Source organism: Chitinophaga sp. 180180018-3 (assembly GCF_037893185.1).
Lineage (GTDB): Bacteria > Bacteroidota > Bacteroidia > Chitinophagales > Chitinophagaceae > Chitinophaga.
This window is the reverse complement of sequence record NZ_CP140772.1, coordinates 4,641,022-4,658,702: the sequence shown is the minus strand read 5'-3', so window position 1 is coordinate 4,658,702 and position 17,681 is coordinate 4,641,022. Positions and strand designations below refer to the sequence as shown.

General features: G+C 48.8%; 11 protein-coding genes. 3 read left to right on the top strand and 8 right to left on the bottom strand.

Translation table 11 applies throughout. From position 1 onward, the window contains the following. Nucleotides 1-12: 12 nt before the first annotated feature. The 3 genes from UNH61_RS18130 to UNH61_RS18120 form a co-directional block, all read right to left on the bottom strand. Nucleotides 13-3,561 (bottom strand): SusC/RagA family TonB-linked outer membrane protein, encoded by a 3,549-nt coding sequence (locus UNH61_RS18130; RefSeq protein ID WP_326993394.1) that lies wholly within the window; start codon nt 3,559-3,561, stop codon nt 13-15. 227 nt (nt 3,562-3,788) lie between these two features. Next, a complete protein-coding gene (locus UNH61_RS18125) occupies nt 3,789-4,856 on the bottom strand; it encodes a FecR domain-containing protein (RefSeq protein WP_326993393.1) in 1,068 nt (355 codons plus the stop codon). A gap of 116 nt (nt 4,857-4,972) precedes the next feature. Continuing rightward, nucleotides 4,973-5,566 carry an RNA polymerase sigma-70 factor gene (locus tag UNH61_RS18120; protein WP_326993392.1) on the bottom strand — a complete coding sequence of 198 codons (594 nt, stop codon included), beginning with the start codon at nt 5,564-5,566 and terminating at the stop codon, nt 4,973-4,975. A 164-nt stretch (nt 5,567-5,730) separates the two neighbouring features. On the opposite strand from UNH61_RS18120, the gene xseA reads away from it, so the two are divergent. Together xseA and xseB are read left to right on the top strand one after the other, a co-directional pair. Next, nucleotides 5,731-7,170, top strand: coding sequence for an exodeoxyribonuclease VII large subunit (gene xseA / locus UNH61_RS18115; protein WP_326993391.1), 1,440 nt, complete (start codon nt 5,731-5,733; stop codon nt 7,168-7,170). Next, the gene (xseB, locus tag UNH61_RS18110) at nt 7,148-7,372 is read left to right on the top strand and encodes an exodeoxyribonuclease VII small subunit (RefSeq protein WP_326993390.1); all 225 of its coding nucleotides are present in this window, start codon (nt 7,148-7,150) and stop codon (nt 7,370-7,372) included. Before xseA ends, xseB begins: the two co-directional genes overlap by 23 nt. Here xseB and UNH61_RS18105 read toward each other — a convergent pair. Next, nucleotides 7,369-9,600, bottom strand: coding sequence for a hypothetical protein (locus UNH61_RS18105; RefSeq protein ID WP_326993389.1), 2,232 nt, complete (start codon nt 9,598-9,600; stop codon nt 7,369-7,371). The two genes, xseB and UNH61_RS18105, sit on opposite strands and share 4 nt — an antisense overlap. Nucleotides 9,601-10,037: 437 nt before the next feature. On the opposite strand from UNH61_RS18105, the gene UNH61_RS18100 reads away from it, so the two are divergent. After that, nucleotides 10,038-11,048 (top strand): WYL domain-containing protein, encoded by a 1,011-nt coding sequence (locus UNH61_RS18100; RefSeq protein WP_326993388.1) that lies wholly within the window; start codon nt 10,038-10,040, stop codon nt 11,046-11,048. A gap of 2 nt (nt 11,049-11,050) precedes the next feature. On the opposite strand, the gene UNH61_RS18095 is transcribed toward UNH61_RS18100, so the two are convergent. Genes UNH61_RS18095 through UNH61_RS18080 form a run of 4 tightly spaced genes read right to left on the bottom strand, consistent with a single transcriptional unit; the run spans nt 11,051 to nt 17,646 of the window. After that, a complete protein-coding gene (locus UNH61_RS18095) occupies nt 11,051-12,490 on the bottom strand; it encodes a c-type cytochrome domain-containing protein (protein ID WP_326993387.1) in 1,440 nt (479 codons plus the stop codon). Next, nucleotides 12,487-13,374 (bottom strand): sugar phosphate isomerase/epimerase, encoded by an 888-nt coding sequence (locus UNH61_RS18090; protein ID WP_326993386.1) that lies wholly within the window; start codon nt 13,372-13,374, stop codon nt 12,487-12,489. Before UNH61_RS18090 ends, UNH61_RS18095 begins: the two co-directional genes overlap by 4 nt. 49 nt (nt 13,375-13,423) lie before the next feature. After that, on the bottom strand, nt 13,424-14,914 hold the full coding sequence (locus UNH61_RS18085) for a DUF1501 domain-containing protein (RefSeq protein ID WP_326993385.1): 1,491 nt from the start codon (nt 14,912-14,914) through the stop codon (nt 13,424-13,426). A 5-nt stretch (nt 14,915-14,919) separates the two neighbouring features. After that, nucleotides 14,920-17,646: a DUF1553 domain-containing protein gene (locus UNH61_RS18080; RefSeq protein WP_326993384.1), complete on the bottom strand. Its 2,727-nt coding sequence runs from the start codon at nt 17,644-17,646 to the stop codon at nt 14,920-14,922. Nucleotides 17,647-17,681: the final 35 nt, after the last annotated feature.

The following is a 17,681-nucleotide window of genomic DNA, read 5'->3' as shown; positions in this document are numbered from 1 at the left end:
TTATGGTCTGGCTTACAAGTCAAGATTCAGTCCTATTGCATATTTCCGCTGGTATGGATAAGCCCATCCATAACCATCGATGATAGATTCCGGATCTACGTATTTTTTGATGGCAGAAAACTCGAAGAGGTTTTCTCCGCTGACATAGATACGCAGGCGGTTAATATGATAACGGCGGGTCAGTGATGCCGGAAGCGTATATCCCAGCGTAACGTTCTTGATACGCAGGTAGGCGGCGTTCAGCAGGTATTTAGTTTGCGGAATATCCAACCCTTTTCCGTTGTTATTATCTGCCAGCCAGGATTGCAATACCGGGTAATAAGAATTGGTGTTGGCATCAGCAAGTCCGGCTTTAATATAAGAGGCGCTGTGTTGTGCACGGGTAGCTTCATTATCCGCAGTAGCCCTGTAGAAATCCAGGTTCCAGGGGTAAATGTTGGCGTATGGTTGCTGGAATGGCCCCCAGAAGAGGTAGTGATGCGGATAATAATCCATTTTACCTATTCCCTGCATAAACACCGCGAGGTCGAATCCGTTCCAGTTCATATCGAGATTAATGCCGAAACGGTAGCGTGGTGTTGTGTTTCCGATCACTTTGAGATCCCCCGGATTTTTGGCGGAGATCCCGGTTTCTATTTTACCGTTGCCGTCCAGGTCTTTATACTTAGGCCATCCTTCTACGATCTCCAATGCGCCCCAGGGCACAATGGCAGACTCATTCAGCTTATTGACTTCATCCTTGCTCTTGAAGTAGCCGTCGTTGGTTAGTCCCCAGATTTCTCCGAGTGTTTTACCGGTCCAGTATTTACTGCTGAATAATTGTTGCTCGTTTTTATACCGGGTAATTTTGCTTCTGTCGTCGGAGAGGGTAGCTTTGATGCCGAATGACAAAGGTTTAGAACCGGTATTGATTTCACTCCGGTAGCCCAGCATCAGTTCCCATCCGCGTGTGCTCAGGTCGGCAGCGTTTTGCATGGGGGCGCTGGTGCCCAATACGCCGGGAAGCTCTTCAACCGGGGCAAGCATACCCGTGGTATTGCGGATGAAGTAATCGAAGCTGCCCTGGAGCTTATTCTGAAGGAAGCCGATATCAGTACCTACGTTGGTAGTGGTTACTTTTTCCCAGGTGTAGTTGGCAGGGTCTACTTTTAACGGAGGCGCGCTTTTGATGATAGTCTGTTTGAAGTTACCATCTATCAGGTAATTTGATTTATCTGTGGGCAGTGTTTGCTGGTAGCCGTAATAGTTTACATTCTGGTTACCCAGGCTGCCGTAGGAGGCCCTGAATTTCAGCACTGACAATACGGAAGAAAGACTGCGCATAAAGTTTTCCTCGCTGGCGATCCAGGCACCGGATACAGAGGGGAATAAGCCCCAGCGTTTAATGGCAGGGAAACGGGAAGAACCGTCGTAGCGACCATTCAGCTCCAGGATATATCGGTCTTTGAAGGTATAGTTGATCCTGCCAAAGAAACTTCTGATAGCGTAGGAATTGTAAACAGCGCTTACACTGGCATCACCACTGGTGAGCGACAGGAAAGGAAGAGAAGAGGAGATCAGCTTTTGCTGGCTTGCATTAACGAGGTGTTCTTCATAATTCTCCTGGTTGTAACCAGCCAGCAGTGTGATGCTGTGGTCATGGCCCAGTATTTTATGGTAGTTCGCATACAGGTCAAAAACATCATGGGTAATAGCCATATTATTTTCCGTTACGGAGCCGTTGGGGCCTTCGAGGCGAACGTCGTTAGGGCCATAACCAATTTTGTATTTTTTCTGATCAGTATGATATTTCCATAATTCTCTTTTGAAACTGGCATCTCCGGTAACCTGGAGGTCATTGTTCAGGAAGGAAGCAACGCCTCTGATCATATCCTGCAGGCCAAAGCGGGTAGTGGTGTTTCTGCCGCCATCCGCAAGGGAGGCTGCCAGCCGGCCGGCTCCTGTATTAGCCCAGGTGCCATCCGGGTTTACTGCCACCTGGGTAGGTTGCAGGTAGTAAACGTCGGTGATATTGAACGCCGGAGCATCTGTTTTAGTCTGGTAAATGCTCAGGTTATTATCTACCTGCAGCCAGCTGAGTGGCTTCAGGTTAATCTTTGAGCGAATGCCATATCTGTCCCAATCATCTTTTGCCAGTTTATTCAACCCGTTTTCTTTTGTATAATCTGCAGAGAGCAGGTAGCTGATAGGCATTTTTTTGGCCGTTTCTGCGCTGCCGCTTAATGAGATAGTATGGTATTGGGAAAAGTTGCTTTTACTGAAGAAGTAATTGTTCCAGTTATTGCTGCCCATGTAGGCCCATCTGGTAGGATCGCTGGGATCTATACGCGTATCCGGGAGAGAAGGATTATCTGATCTTTCCTTAGCCCATTTGTAGTATTCGTCGGAAAAGCTAACGTAATCCCAGGGCGTATTGTGGGTGGATGTTGCCAATACGCGGGAATAGATATATGGATCGGTAACGGCCGTAGGCATCACGGTGCGGCGCGATTGTGCAAAATAATTGCTGTAGCTCACCATCTGTTTACCGCCGGCAGCACCATCTTTAGTGGTGATGAGTATCACGCCGAATGATGCACGGGCACCGTAAATAGCGGCAGAAGCAGCATCCCTGAGTACAGAAATGGTAGCGATGTCTGAAGGATTAAGACGGATCAGGTCTTCCGCGGTGGAAGAAACACCGTCGATAATGATGAGCGGAGTCTGGTAACCGGTATTAGTGCCGGAGCCGGCGTTGATGGAGGCAATACCACGGATATTGATATTGGGTGTTTGTCCAGGACGGCCACCAGGATAACTGATATTCAGTCCGGGGCTCAGGCCCTGTAAACCCTGCATCACATTGGCAATAGGGCGGGATGCGAGTTGTTTGCCGGAGATCTGGTCAACAGCACCGGTAACATTAATTTTCTTCTGTGTACCATAACCTACCACAATTACTTCATCCATGGAGTTCTTGGACGGCTCCATTGTAACGGTCAGTGTTTCGCGGCCGCCCAGGGAAACTTCCTGCTGATCGTATCCTACGTAGGTAACAGTCAGGATGGCATCTTGCGGTACTTTTAATTCAAATTTTCCATCTGCATCTGTAGTAACACCGATGGAAGTATTTTTTAACCGGATGGTTACACCCGGAAGTGCCTCTCCGCTGGTATTTACCACGCGGCCTTTCACCAGGTTGTCTTTATCCACCACCGCTGCAGGCGCAATGACGATCAGTTTATCCGACATCTTGCGGAATTGCAGGGCACTGTTGCTCAGCAATAAGGTCAGTGCCTGATCGATGCTCATATCATGGGCATCCAGCGAAACTTTACGGTTAAGTGGTAAGTTATCATCGTTATAAACAAACCGGTACGGGCTGTTTTTTTCCAGCAATGTCAACGCTTTATCCAGCGCCATTTGCGGTATCTTCAATGTAATCGTAGACTGTGAGTGCACCTTGGCGCTTACGTGTAAACACGCCAGCGTGACAAGCAACATGGAGATCTTCATAAAAATTAACAGTTTATACAGCTTCCGACCAGGTGGAAGCCAATTGCCCACTGTAGTTTTTTTCATACATTTGTTTTGTTGGTTAATAAATTGTTGATGGAACATTAGGCCAATACAATACTGTTAACCGATATATGACGGGGAATGGTGCGAACATTTCCCGTTTTTTTACGGCTAAAAGCGTGCATTCAGATCTTAATAAATCAGTGTTTGTTTACTTTGTTGTTTTCAATATTTACAAGTGAAAAGAATGAATTTACGAGTGATCAGAAATCTTAGTGTATTTAGTGTACTTAGCGTATCCAGATTTTACCCGAAGCATCGCGCGACCAGGTAAATGATAAGGTCGTTTCCAGGGCGTTCAGCACCTGTTCGACATTTTCCGTTTCAAAAACTCCGGTAAAGTATAGCTGTTTTTTACTGTTATTTTTAAAGCCAATTTCCACTCCATACCATTGTTCCAGCATGATGGCGACTTTCTCCAGTTCCAGGTGTTTAAATGCGAGCTTATTCTGTACCCAGGCTGTTTCCGGAATAATATTATTCCTGACTGGAGCGAGTTTACTTTTATAGATGACCACAGGAGCAGCGCTGGCAACGGCTTTTTCTTCGGTGGCAACAGTACTGTGCACCGGAATGGTCAGCTTTTCATTAGGTTTGAGCGCTACCACCTGGTTACCGGCATCGGTGAGCACTACTTCTACAGCTCCCTGTACGAGAGACGTAACTGCACTGTCTTCCTGCGGATAAGCGCGAACATTAAACGATGTTCCCAACACGCGGATATGGAAGGTACGCGTTTGCACCTGGAAAGGCCGTTGGGCGTCTGTTTTTACATCGAAAAAAGCTTCTCCTTCCAGACTTACCTGCCGGGGGGCCCTGGGAGCAAATTCCCTGGGATAGCTGAGTTTACTGCCTGCATTCAGCCAGACCCTGGAGCCATCAGGCAGCACCACCTGCGACCGCATGCGTTTTTCCGTCACCATCTGTGCCAGCGGGATGGCAGTTTTTTTTATTGGTTTCCGGGACCACCAGAAACCAGCTGCAGCAATGAGTATCAAAGCACTGGCGGCAAGGCCTATATATAATGTCCGGTAGCTTCGGGTGCGTAACGACGGGCTACCCGTTAACCTGTGGTCGGGCAGTTCCTGCATACGCAGCAGGTGTTTCTCCAGTAGTTGCTGTGGCTGGAGCGGTGTATATTGTTTTCCCGACGATTTCCAGTCCTGCGAAAATACTTCCCGGATATAGCTGGCATCAGGGTACTGCTGCAAGAGCTGCTGCAAGGCAACGGTTTCTTTTTCCGTCAGTTCGCCGGCCATTTCCCGGGCCAGCAGTGTATAAAGTTTTTCGCGATCCATAGTATCAGGGCCGAATAATGCAGGTATCCTTTTACCTGTGAGTAGTAAATTTATTCCGCCTCTGAAAGAAGGACCGGAAAAGTTTTGAAAACTCCCTAAAGGAAATCAAAAAAAAATCAGGAATCGAGGCGAAGGTAACTTTGTACTGTTTCATCCGAGAGATCGAAACGAATAGCCCGGGATATTTTCTTAACAGCAATGGTCAGCTGCGCATCCACTGTTTTAGCGGAAATATTGAGGAGTTCAGCTACTTCCCGGTAGCTGAGGCGGTCTTGTTTAACGAGGCGAAAAATGAGCTGGCAGCGATCGGGCAGACTGCGGATCGCTCTTTCAATTTTCTGGGAAACCTCGGCAGTGACCATGCCGCTTTCCGCTTCCGGCGCGATAACCAGCATATCGGTATTGAGCATTTCCAGAGAATGGTGCTGATGTCTTTTCTGTTGCTGCCGTGTATTGAGAGAAAGATTTTTGGTGCTAACGTAAAGATATACTAAAGGATTATGTACATGCGTCAGGCGGTTTCGCTTTTCCCATAGGGAAATAAATACATCCGACACAATCTCTTCTGCCAGATGAAATGAAGACACAATGGATGCAGAAAAATGTATCAGGCGGGTGCAGAGAGCAACATATAACTCACTGTATGCCTGCGTGCTGTTGTCATGGCAAACCCTGTCAAAAAGCATTTTTATCTGCTCATTTTCTCTCATTGCGCAAAAATATATAAAACAAGATAAGCGATTTATTAAGTGTATGTTACTAAAATGGCCTGCATTCTTGCTTACTTATACATTATTCTCCTTTATTAACAGTAATTTCACTGCCCCCGGCAAAAAACAGGAAAGGAACGTTTTGCTTATCTTTACTATTCACAATGAACGGAATATCTTTCATAAAGCTATCTGCCCTTACAGGGAAGATCCAGCAAACCTTGCATCAGGCGTTTGCTGAGCAGACCTATTGGGTAGTGGCAGATATCACCAATCATTCTTTTTACCAGCAGAAAGGATATCATTATTTCGACCTGGTGGAGAAAGATGAATATGCCGGTGGCATAGTGGCACGGGTGGCTGCGGTAGCCTGGGGAGCAGGCGCGCTGCGGATAAAGGAGTTTGAAACCGTTACAGGACAACAGTTCCGGAACGATATACATGTGCTCATTAAGGTAACCGTTGGTTATCACCAGGTACATGGATTACAGATCACGCTGCAGGACATTGATACCAGTTTTACAGTGGGAATGCTGGAACAGCAGAAGCAACAGACCCTGCTAAGGTTAACCACGGAGTGCGCAGATTTTATCCAGCGTTCGGGTGACCGGTATATCACCCGGAACAATCAGCTCAAATTAGGCCGGGTGATTCAGCAACTGGCTGTGGTGACTTCCGGGAATTCCGCCGGTTACCAGGATTTCCTGCATACGCTGGAGCATAATCATTTTGGTTATAAGTTTACGGTAGATAAATACTTTACGGTAGTGCAGGGCGAAACCAAAGCGGAGCTGGTGCAACAACGCCTGATCGACATCTTTCAAAGTGGCAAGCCTTATGATGCGGTGGTGATCATCCGTGGTGGCGGTGCACAAACCGACTTTCTTATTTTCGATACCTTTATCCTGGGCAGAGCCGTAGCGAAGTTTCCTATACCGGTAATCACAGGCATAGGTCACCAGAAGAACGAAACCATTACCGATATGATGGCGCATACGGCTACCAAAACGCCGACAAAGGCTGCAGAGCTGATCATTGCGCATAACCGGACGTTTGAGGAGGCCGTAATCAATATGCAGCAGAATATTGTAATCCGGTCCCAGCAACTGCTTTCAAGAAATTTTCAGTTGCTGTCGTATCTCAACAGTAATATCATTAATCAATCCAGAACGTTGCTGGCCAGCCACAAGGATACACTCCATGCCTGCAACAATGTGGTGGCGCATACGTCGCGGGATATTCTGTTGCATCGCCACCGGGAATTACTGGCGGCGTCTAATGCAGTACTGTCTACGCCAAGGATATTGGTATCCAACCGGCTGAACGATCTGGAAAACGTCACCGGTACATTGCGTTCGTTCTGCCGCCTGTTCGTACAGAGCAAAAGAGGACAACTCACTCACTACGAATCATTATTCCGGTTGATGAGCCCTGACAACATCCTGAAGCGGGGATTTGCCATGATCTCTCAAAACGGACGTATTATAGGCAGTGCGGAAACGCTGGAGCCCGGCCAGGAAATCAGGGTAATCATGCAGGATGCGTTTTTGGATACAACCATCAATAAAAAAACAACCAACGATGAACGAGGAACTGACATATGAAGCGGCTTATAACGAATTGCAGCAGATAGCCGGAGAGATAGAGAATGAAGCTGTTTCTGTAGACCTGCTGGCAGAGAAGGTAAAGCGGGCAGCTATACTTATTGAATTCTGCCAACAGAAATTACGGGCCACAGAAACGGAAGTAAATAATATTATCAGGCAGATGGAAGGCAGGCCGGGAGGGCCGCTACCCGTTGTTTAATCAACGAGTAGCTGTGTCACGGCGGCAGTATTTAACGCCCATTGTAATGTATATACTTCATCTGCTTCCGCCTCGCTGACCACTTGCAGGTGCTGAGTGCGGGCTTTGGCCTCCAGGAGTGCACCGATGCTTAATTTGCTGTTCAGTTTTTTCAGGATGGATTTGACATTTGCCAGGTCCAGGTTTTGTATGATCTGACCATCGAAACTCATTTCCAGCCAGATGATCTCCCGGGCGGCAACGTCCAGTATACCGAATACGAGTCCTTTTGCAAGCCCGCCGGTAACGCGTACCATATGGTCTACACAGGAAGGATCGTACGCCACTCCTGTTTTTTCATCGATGGTGATCTTGTTTTTGCTGTCCATCCATCCGAGGGTCAGGTTCATGGCAATAGCTCCCTGGCTGTACGCATTGCAGGTGAAGGTGACATACCGTGCGCCGGCTGCAGCCAGTTGGGCAACGTTTAACCGGATATATTCGGCAGTACCCACCTGGTCAGGGATGGAGCGTATATCTCCACTATGCAGGCAGCCGGTGGTGTTCAGCCGGGAATAGGAGCAATAGTCTTTATGCTTGTCGTAAGCGATAAAGCAACTCAGATCCATATCCAGGTGTTGAGCCGGCATTCCCTTTCCCCATTGCATGAAGAGGGTGATCTCATCGCCTGCTAATTTGAAGCGGGTTCCCATCAGTGCGCCCGGCAGGTCTTGTACCTGTTCGCCACGGTCGCCGATCGCCAGTGGGATCTTATGCAGCTCCGGAGCGATGTAGATGGTACGGGCACCGGTAGGAACAGCCGCAAAGCGTTGCTGTACGACACCTATACAAAGATTAGTTACGGCATCCTGCATTTCGCGCAGCTGGTTATCATCGTACATGGTTACCAGCCGGTTGGCAGCAACGCTTTTACCAACGCCTCCCAGCGGTTTTACGGCACGGGTAGTCGTTTTGTCGAAATAATATCCGGCATACATCTGCAAGGTTAAAATCAGCCGCGCGGGTACTTTACCCGCCACTTCCGCGAATGCCGCGATCACCGGCTCATGCCCGAACCACAGCATATTGGCGAAGAGTGAACGCGCAAATAATCCCGGGCGCTGTTGTAACAACAACAGGGTGTTAGCGGCATCATTCCGCAGGCGGAAATGGTTTACAGTTCCCTGCCATACAGTATAATCCTGGCGATAGAATTTATCCATCATTTCCCGGAGGTGCTCAAGCCCTTCACGGCGACTAAATTCCGCCAAACGGAGCGCGCGAATGAAGCGTACCCACATGTTGCGGTGCGGATGCATGATCTCGCACATCGCAGCAGCTTCCATTGGAAGGTTATTCAGCCAGCGGGCCACCATAATGCCCTGGTGGCGGCTGTATTTCAGTTTCAGCTCCGTTTTCAGCTGTAGCATTTTCTGCGCGCCACCGCCTTTAGCCACCCGGAAATGGATATCGTTTTTTGTTTTGCGGGCAACAATGGTTTTAGGTCTGATCAGCTGAAGGAACCCGGTGTGTTTATACCAGAGGTAACGGAGTATATCCGTAGGCGTTGAAAACAGTTCAGCAGCTTTAGCATCTTCGTTTCCTGCTATCAGCTCATCTATCACGGCCATCAGCGTTTCCTTCATGGCCGGTTTTACATCCGGTAACGGCAGCACCGCCAGCAGAGACTTCAGGTTTTCGGCCTGAGTGGCATCCAGCGCAGTTTTGGAACGTAACAGACCTTCCAGGTAAGCAGCAGCATGTTCAGTTGTCCACAGCTCCAGGATTTTTATTTTACTTCCCTGCTGAAAATTGATAATACCGCTGGTTTCAAACGGAGTGCCGCAGAAAGGGCAGCCATTGTATCTTTCCAGCGGAAAAGTGTCCGGAGGAATAATATGGCCGCAACGAAGCGTAACGCCATCTCCCTGAAATATATTTGTCAGCCAGGTAACCAGGTGATCCGTCCAGTTGGTGTTTACGGGAACAGACCAGTTTTTTACCAATGGCGCCCAGTTATTATCTACTCCCATTACTTCCCTGAAAGCTTCCAGGATTGTAGCCTGATAAGCAGGAGTGGTACGGTTCAGCGATTGTAACAGCTCTTCTGTTACCCCAAAGCCCAGCTTTGCCAGATTGGCTACCAGCAATCCTGTAGCAGGCGTGATGTATTCCTGTTCAGCTGATTGGGCATTTTCCGGAATAAAAATAGCTTTCTGTCGTAATCCAACTTTCAGTAAGGAGTTCATATTATTTCATTTTAATAACCAGATAATTTTGTTGCTGTTCCCAAAAACGAAGTAAGCAACAATTGACCTCGGTCTTGTAAAGCAGGCCGGATTCGAACCAGCACCACCGTTTCCCTCCGGAATAAGTTCTAATTGACCATCAGGTTATCTCAGCACTTAATAACGGTGTTTTACCATTCAACTACTGCTTTGCCGTCCTACACGATGATGACAGATGTAAGGTAGTTAGATACGTTGAAGTAACATCTGTTTGACCGCTGTTGACAACACAAAGATGCAAGCATAAGTGCGCAGTGGAACTGCGTAGTAAAAAGTTTTTTAGAAAATTATTTCAACTATTTGATAATCAATATAATATATTCTTAAAATAATATCAGTCTGCCAAAGTGCGCAAATAGAATGCGCACACCATTTCTATCTTTGTATAAATTCGCAGTATGTCCATCAATAAACTTGCCCTGATCCGGTATAAAGCCATCGATGATTGTTTGCGTAACCGCTATCGTAAGTGGACGCTGGAAGATCTCATTGAAAAAGTTGCCGAAGTGTTGTACGATCTAGAAGGAATTACATCCGGAGTAAGCCGGCGTACCATACAGGCGGATATACAGTTAATGCGCAGCGATAAACTGGGATACAATGCCCCCATCATCGTGAAAGACCGCAAATATTACACTTACAGCGACCCCGCCTTCACCATCGCCAGCGCCCCCGTGAACGACGCCGACCTGGAAAAAATGAAGGAAATCGTAGCCGTATTGAAACAGCTCAACGGCTTCAGTTACTTTGATGATATGAGCGATATGATTGCCCGGCTGGAAAACAATCTCTATAAATCGGCCGACAGCCATCTTAACTGCATTCAGTTTGAAAGCAACCAGCAATTGCAGGGGCTTTCTTATATCAATCCGTTATACCAGGCTACTCTCCGCAGGAAAACGCTACTGGTGACTTATAAATCGTTTAAAGCCGATACAGCCCAGGAACATATTTGTTACCCGTATCTGCTCAAAGAATACCGTAACCGCTGGTTCCTGATTACAAGAAACAAACACCGGCCACAACTCATGACCATGGCGCTCGACAGGATACAAAGCATCCAGGAGCTGCCGAAAGAACCTTTCATTGCATATGAAGGGATGCCCTTCGATCAGTATTTCAGTGAGCTGATAGGCGTTACCAGAACGGAGAAAGACCAGGTACATAAGGTAGTACTACAGATCGATAAAAAGCATGCTCCCTATGTACTTACGAAACCACTGCATCACTCACAGGTGGTGGTGAAAGAAACAGCAAACGAGCTTGTTATTGCCATTAAAGTGATACTGAATTTTGAGCTGGAACGTGAGATCCTGGGTTTTGGGGAACAAATGAAAGTGCTCGCGCCACGGAATCTTGCCAAAAGAATTGCCGCCAGGACCATCCTGGCGGCACAGGATTATGAATAGGATTATCCGTTGGTTTTGTGATACACCATCGTATCAGAAGCCAGTTGTTGCAGATGACCACCAGTGTCTATCTTCAGCTTAGGTAGTTGCTGCTGCAATTGCTGTATCTGTACGGCTGGTATATTGGCTCCATAGAGATATAGTTGCTCCAGTTGTTTGTTTTGCCGGATACCTGCCAGCGCATCTCCTTTCAGCGATGTTCCCGCCAGGTTGAGATAACGCAGCCTGCTGCATTTATTCAATGCCTGTATTCCGGCGCCTTTTATAGCTGTATTCCGCAAATCCAGCCGGGTGAGCTGGTGCAGCTGCCCCAGCACTGCAAATGCACTGTCGGTAACAGCTGTGCCCGACAAATCGGCCCAGATCAGCTGTTCTTTCAGCGGAAGCAGTAACTGCATGTCCCTGTCACTGAACGAACCGGCGTTAATACCATCTATCAGCAGGTAATTACTACCAGTGCCTACCGGCAGTACTTTCATGCCTTTGGCCGTCAGCGGACTGATATTTTTTTCTGATGCTTTTGTAACGGTTCCTTCCGGAACAAATATGTTTTTATCTATTGCTCCCGATGGTTGCATACCATCCAGTACAGCCAGCACACGTGGTGTTTTACTCAGCTCCTTCACCGTTTTACCGGTAGGGGCTCCCTGGGCTATCCACCAATGCAGCAGTTCCAGCTCAGCAGGAGTGAGGGAAGGTTTGCCTTTGGGAGGCATGCGGTGTTCGTCATCTTCCGGTAACAATAACCGTTTAAACAACTCACTCTCTTCCGGCAGGCTGTCTTTCAGTACAGGCCCATGTTCTCCGCCTTTCCGTATCAGGGCTACTGATTCCAGCCGCAGGCCACCCTTCAGTTTCTGCTCATTATGACAGCCATAGCAACGGTTCATCAGTACCGGTTGTACCAGATCTTCATACAAGCGGGCATCTCCTATATTCGTATAGGCGGCATGGTTAGCAGCGGTTGTTTTAATGCCTGTAAGCTTCTTCAAACCTTCGGGCATAGCAGCTGTCAGGTAATCGTCGCCGTGGGTAAGACTACCGCCATAATGCCCCGCAGCGCTGATGAGCAGCAGCATACCGGCTGCCACAAACATACTTGCACGGACATGCCGGCCTGGTTTTCGTTCCAGTATATAAAGCAGGATGCTTACAACAGCAACGCCTATCCCAAGATACATATGCGTTTGCAGCAGCTTTTCATCGTAACCACCGTCGAGCGACAACAAATAGCCGGTGATACAGGTAAATACGGCTGATATCACTGCAGCCAGCAATATAGCAGGCAGAGCGGCTTGCCAGTGACGCCATTTTTCGCGACGCGACAGTAACATGATCAGCAATGCAACGATCAGGATGCCAATGGGCAGATGTACCAGCAGTGGATGTGCACGCCCGGTGAAGGCCGTCCAGCTGCCGGTGCTAATCAATAATTTCATCATTGGCCGTAACGCTGTTTAAGTTGTTTCATCATATACACATTGATATCCCATTGATTGGCGACGGGCTGCCTCGTATAGGGCAAAGCCGGCAGATAATCCACCGGACCAAATTCCGTGAGGAAGGTGAGTGGTTTTCCTGCGGTCTGATGATACTTCACCACCTGGTCCCACCAGGAGAAATGGGCTTTGACGGCATCCGTCCATTCCGGAGCGCGAGGATCATTCACCTGCGGCCCTTCGGGATGCCCGATACGGGCATGTATATGCGAAGCACGTTCCAGTGCTTTGGCAACGGTGGCAGATTGATCCTGCAGCAGGCTTTCATGTACATTGCACCAATGGGAAATATCGAGCGTCAGCCGCAGCTCCGGTTTGGCTTCAATGAACTGACGGGCAATATGAGCGGCAAACAGCATACGCGACCGGTGTGTTTCATGGTATATCGGAACACCCGATTGCTTTGAGATTTTCGTAGTAAGATCTATCAGCGCGCAGTTCTGATCGAAAGTGAAATAATCCCTGCCTGAGTGAGAATTAATATAAAGCGGTTTTATTTTATGATGGCTGGTAGCGGCTTTCAGCATGGTTTCGAACTGCTGTGCATGTTTCGTATAGTCGCTATCGTAGCCTGCACAGAGATAGCCCACCTGCAGCTCATATTTTTCCAGTGCGGCAAACAATTCCTCCTGGGCGGCTGTTTCGGCAGGCCACCAGATTTCCAGACCGTCATAACCGGCCTGCTTTATTTCCTTGCAAAATTCGCTGATGCTTCTCGTATATCCCCAATTCGTAGCCAGTACAATCAGGCGGAATCCTGCGCGTACTGATCCGGCAGGCGGTGCAGCAAACGATGGCAGTGAAGAAAGGCAGAATGCGGAACTCATTATGGCGGATTGCCGGATAAAATTTCTCCTGTTACTGTTCATGTAATATTTAACTTAAGATAGGTGTGATCACTTTACCGCCAACATCGGTCAGCCGGAACGGCCGGCCCTGGAATTCGTAAGTCAGCTTCTCATGGTCGAAGCCCAGTTGTTGTAGTATGGTGGCATGTATGTCGTTGATGGCAACTTTCCCTTTTACTGCGGCATAGCCTATTTCATCCGTCTCTCCATAAGAGTATCCTTTTTTGATACCGGCTCCGGCCATCCACATCGTAAAGGCTTCTACGTGATGATCGCGGCCCATGAAAGGCATATCTTTTCCGTTACGGTTTTCCTGCATTGGGGTACGGCCGAATTCACCACCCCAGACCACCAGGGTTTCATCCAGCAAACCGCGTTGCTTCAGATCCTGCAGCAGTGCGGTGACCGGACGATCGATCTCCCGGCATTTGTTGCGCAGGCCGTAGTCGATAGAAAGACTTTCATCCGTTCCATGCGCATCCCAGCCCCAGTCGTACAGCTGTACGAAGCGTACTCCTTTTTCCACCAGCTTGCGTGCCAGCAGGCAGTTGTTGGCGAATGATTCTTTGCCTGGCTGCGTACCATACATTTCATGGATGTAAGCCGGCTCCTTGCTGATATCCATTACCTCAGGCACAGAGACCTGCATTTTGTAAGCCAGCTCGTACTGTGAGATGCGGGATAAGGTTTCCGGATCACCGAAGGCGCCGTATTCTTCTTTGTTGATATCGTTGATTGCATCAATAGACGCTTTGCGAAGATCCCTGCTCATACCATCCGGATCGGAGAGGAACAATACCGGATCTCCTTTGGTACGGCATTGCACACCCTGGTATACGGATGGCAGAAAACCGCTTCCCCACACGCTTTTACCGGCATCGGGTGTTTTGCCACCGGAAGTAAGTACTACGAAGCCGGGGAGATTACTGTTTTCGGACCCCAGGCCATAAGTTACCCAGGAGCCAATGCTGGGCCGTCCGAGTCTGGCGCTGCCGGTTTGCATCAGCAACTGTGCCGGACCGTGGTTGAACTGGTCGGTTTGCACTGCTTTCAGGAAGCTCACTTCATCCGCCATAGTGGTGAAGTGGGGAAGATGATCGGAGATCCATGCACGTGATTCTCCATGCTGTTTGAAAACTGCCTGAGGCCCCAGCATTTTTGGAACGCCTTGTATGAATGCAAATTTTTTTCCTTCCAGCAATGAAGGCGGACAAAGCTGGTTATGCAATTTTTCCAAAGCAGGTTTGTAGTCGAACAATTCCAGCTGCGACGGCGCTCCGGCCATATGCAGATAGATAACACTTTTGGCCCTTGCAGGGAAATGAGGTGCTTTGGGCGCCATCGGGTTACCTGCAAAATCGGTGAGGATGTTTTTGGAACTGCTGCCACAACTGGTCAGCAAAGAACCCAGTGCAGCGGCTCCCAGTCCTGTCACACAATCCAGCAGAAAGTGCCGGCGGGTAAGGTAACGCAACTTCGCCTCGTTCGCTTCTTTGATCAATTTTTCATACTTGTTCATACTGCTCAGGATTTAGTCAGGAATTCATCCAGGTTCATAATTGCATTGGCTACCACCAGCAGGGCGGCCAGTTCCAGGTGTTGCTGTGCAGCAGGATCGCCGTGCACCAGCTTGCCGGCTGATCCCGGATTTTTCCGGAAGTCCTGCAATGATTGCTGGTAAAGATGTTGTAATACTTTTAGTTTTTTATCGGGTAAAGACTGGAACATAGCAGCCTGATAACCCCAACGTATACACGAATCAATATTGCTGCCGCCATTTTTCTGCATATGCGTTGCCAGCGCCAGCGCCATTTCCACATATGCAGGATCATTGAGTGTTACCAGCGCCTGCAGCGGGGTGTTGGTGCGTATGCGGCGTTGCAGGCATACTTCCCGGCTGCTGCCATCGAAGGAGAGCATGGAGGGATAAGGACTGGTACGTCTCTGGAAGACATATAACGCGCGACGATACTGATTGCCATCGTCGTTCTTTTTCCAGGTTTCGCCACTCCATACTGTCTGCCAGATATTATCCGGCTGATAGGGCATCACACTGGGACCGCGAAGATTTCTGTTCAGCAGGCCACTGATGGTTAATGCCTGGTCCCTTACTTCTTCGGCAGTGAGCCTGAAATGCGGCCCCCTCGCCAGCAGGCGGTTAGCGGGATCTTTGGCTTCCAGCTCAGGAGAAGAAACAGATGATTGCTTATAAGCGGCCGATAATACTATCTCGCGGAGCAATGGCTTCATATGCCATTTATAGTCGTGCATGAATTTCCAGGAAAGATAATCCAGCAGCTCCTGGTGTGAAGGAGGGAAGCCCTGCGTGCCAAAGTCTTCCAGTGTTTCTACTATACCGGTACCAAATATCTGTTCCCAGAAACGGTTAACCATAACCCTTGCTGTAAGCGGATTACCGGTAGAAGTGAGCCATTCCGCCAGCCCCAGCCGGTTGCGCGGTGCGCCAGCCGGGAATGGGTTCAGGGAATGAGGTACATCCGGTGTAACCACTTTCCCTTTCACGAGCCAGTTGCCACGCTCAAACACATGCGTGGTGCGGGCCATGGCGGTGTTGTTTTCGATCATCACCGGGATGTCTTCGGGATTTTTATTGATCACCGTCATCAGGGTACTGTTGATCTTATCATACCCTGGTTGCCCTTTACCCGGCAACGGATCCCTGTAGGCAAACCATTCTATTGTACAAACATCCGCTTCCGGTTTTATGGTTGGATTGCGGAATAATATGTACAGGTCGTGTGTGCCTTCTACTGCCTTCATCGGTATGGCTGCAACTTTCGATCCTTGCGTTGGCTCTATCTGGTAAGTAGCTATGGTAGCACCTTTCAGACTATCGAGTCGGAACTCCAGCGTGCCGCCCTTACTCCCTGTCCAGTAGTTGAACAACAATGCTGTTTTTCCATCAAGATGTTGTTTGGGCAATCTGGCTGTACCATTAGGCCTGCCGGTGAGGAACTTCGAATCTGCCAGTGTACTGTTCACATACTGGTCGCAGTCGTGCGCATGTACTTTGGGTTCCAGTACCCGGAGAAACTGCTGTACATCGTGCAGTTGCGCCGTGTTGCCATACTGGCCAACCCAGGAGCTGATCTGCTGCACTTCTGCCGTACTAACGCTATCGTATAAACGTAATTTAGGATGTTCGGCGTAGGTGTCTTCGTCGCGGGTGTTATTCATAAATGCCAGCAACTTGTAATAATCCTCAAACCTGAACGGATCGTAGGGATGGCTATGGCATTGCACACAGGCGATGGTCACACCCTGGAATACATCCATGGTGGTGCTCACCCTGTCCATCACGGCTGCTGTACGGAACTCTTCATCCACCGTACCACCTTCGTCGTTTTCCATGGTATTACGGTTGAACGCAGTGGCCACCAGTTGTGCATCTGTAGGCTGTGGCAGCAGATCGCCGGCCAGCTGGTCTATGGCAAAGCTATCGTATGGAAGGTTGTTGTTGAACGCATCTATCACCCAGTCGCGGTACCGCCACATTCTGCGGGAAAGATCCCTTTCATATCCCTTGGTATCAGAATAACGGGCAAGGTCGAGCCACATCGCTGCCCAGCGTTCTCCGAAATGGGGCGATTGCAGCAGGCTGTCCACTACTTTTTCATATGCCTTCGGATCGTTGCTGGCAGCGAACCATTGTGCGGTAGCAGGCGTAGGAGGAAGCCCGGTAAGATCGATGCTTACGCGGCGCAGCAGCGTCATTTTATCGGCTTCCGGCGAAGGTTTCAGCCCTTCTTTTTTCAGTTTGGCTCGTATGAAGCGGTCGATATCGTTTCCGTTATCAACGCTGATATCCGGTACAGTAATGGCTTTGAGTGGTACGTACGACCAATGCTCACCCCATTCGGCGCCCTGTTTCACCCAGCGGGTGAGCAGGTCTACTTCCGCTGTGGTAAGAGGCTCGCCCTTTTGAGGCATCCTTTCTTTAGGATCCTTACAGGTAAGCCTGCGGATAAATTCGCTCTTCTCCGGATGACCGGGTATAATAGCGGGCTTGCCGGACTTGGTATTGCCCAGCGCTTCTTCCCTGAAGAGTACACTAAAACCGCCGTTTTGCTTTACGCCACCATGACAGCTGATGCAGTGTTTGTTGAGTATCGGTTTGACTTCAGCGCTAAAGTCCACTTTTTTGTTCGATTCACAGGCACCAAAAAACATGGTTGTTCCGGCAAATAAGCTGAGGAAAGCGGCTATCCTCATCGTGGAAAAATGACCCATTAGAAATTGATTGACATCTGATGTAAAAGTAGTCA

Excerpts from the sequence above, each read along its gene's own strand:
- UNH61_RS18130 (WP_326993394.1), bottom strand. The coding sequence starts at position 3,561 with ATGAAAAAAACTACAGTGGGCAATTGGCTTCCACCTGGTCGGAAGCTG.
- UNH61_RS18125 (WP_326993393.1), bottom strand. The coding sequence starts at position 4,856 with ATGGATCGCGAAAAACTTTATACACTGCTGGCCCGGGAAATGGCCGGC.
- UNH61_RS18120 (WP_326993392.1), bottom strand. The coding sequence starts at position 5,566 with ATGAGAGAAAATGAGCAGATAAAAATGCTTTTTGACAGGGTTTGCCAT.
- xseA (WP_326993391.1), top strand. The coding sequence starts at position 5,731 with ATGAACGGAATATCTTTCATAAAGCTATCTGCCCTTACAGGGAAGATC.
- xseB (WP_326993390.1), top strand. The coding sequence starts at position 7,148 with ATGAACGAGGAACTGACATATGAAGCGGCTTATAACGAATTGCAGCAG.
- UNH61_RS18105 (WP_326993389.1), bottom strand. The coding sequence starts at position 9,600 with ATGAACTCCTTACTGAAAGTTGGATTACGACAGAAAGCTATTTTTATT.
- UNH61_RS18100 (WP_326993388.1), top strand. The coding sequence starts at position 10,038 with ATGTCCATCAATAAACTTGCCCTGATCCGGTATAAAGCCATCGATGAT.
- UNH61_RS18095 (WP_326993387.1), bottom strand. The coding sequence starts at position 12,490 with ATGATGAAATTATTGATTAGCACCGGCAGCTGGACGGCCTTCACCGGG.
- UNH61_RS18090 (WP_326993386.1), bottom strand. The coding sequence starts at position 13,374 with ATGAGTTCCGCATTCTGCCTTTCTTCACTGCCATCGTTTGCTGCACCG.
- UNH61_RS18085 (WP_326993385.1), bottom strand. The coding sequence starts at position 14,914 with ATGAACAAGTATGAAAAATTGATCAAAGAAGCGAACGAGGCGAAGTTG.
- UNH61_RS18080 (WP_326993384.1), bottom strand. The coding sequence starts at position 17,646 with ATGGGTCATTTTTCCACGATGAGGATAGCCGCTTTCCTCAGCTTATTT.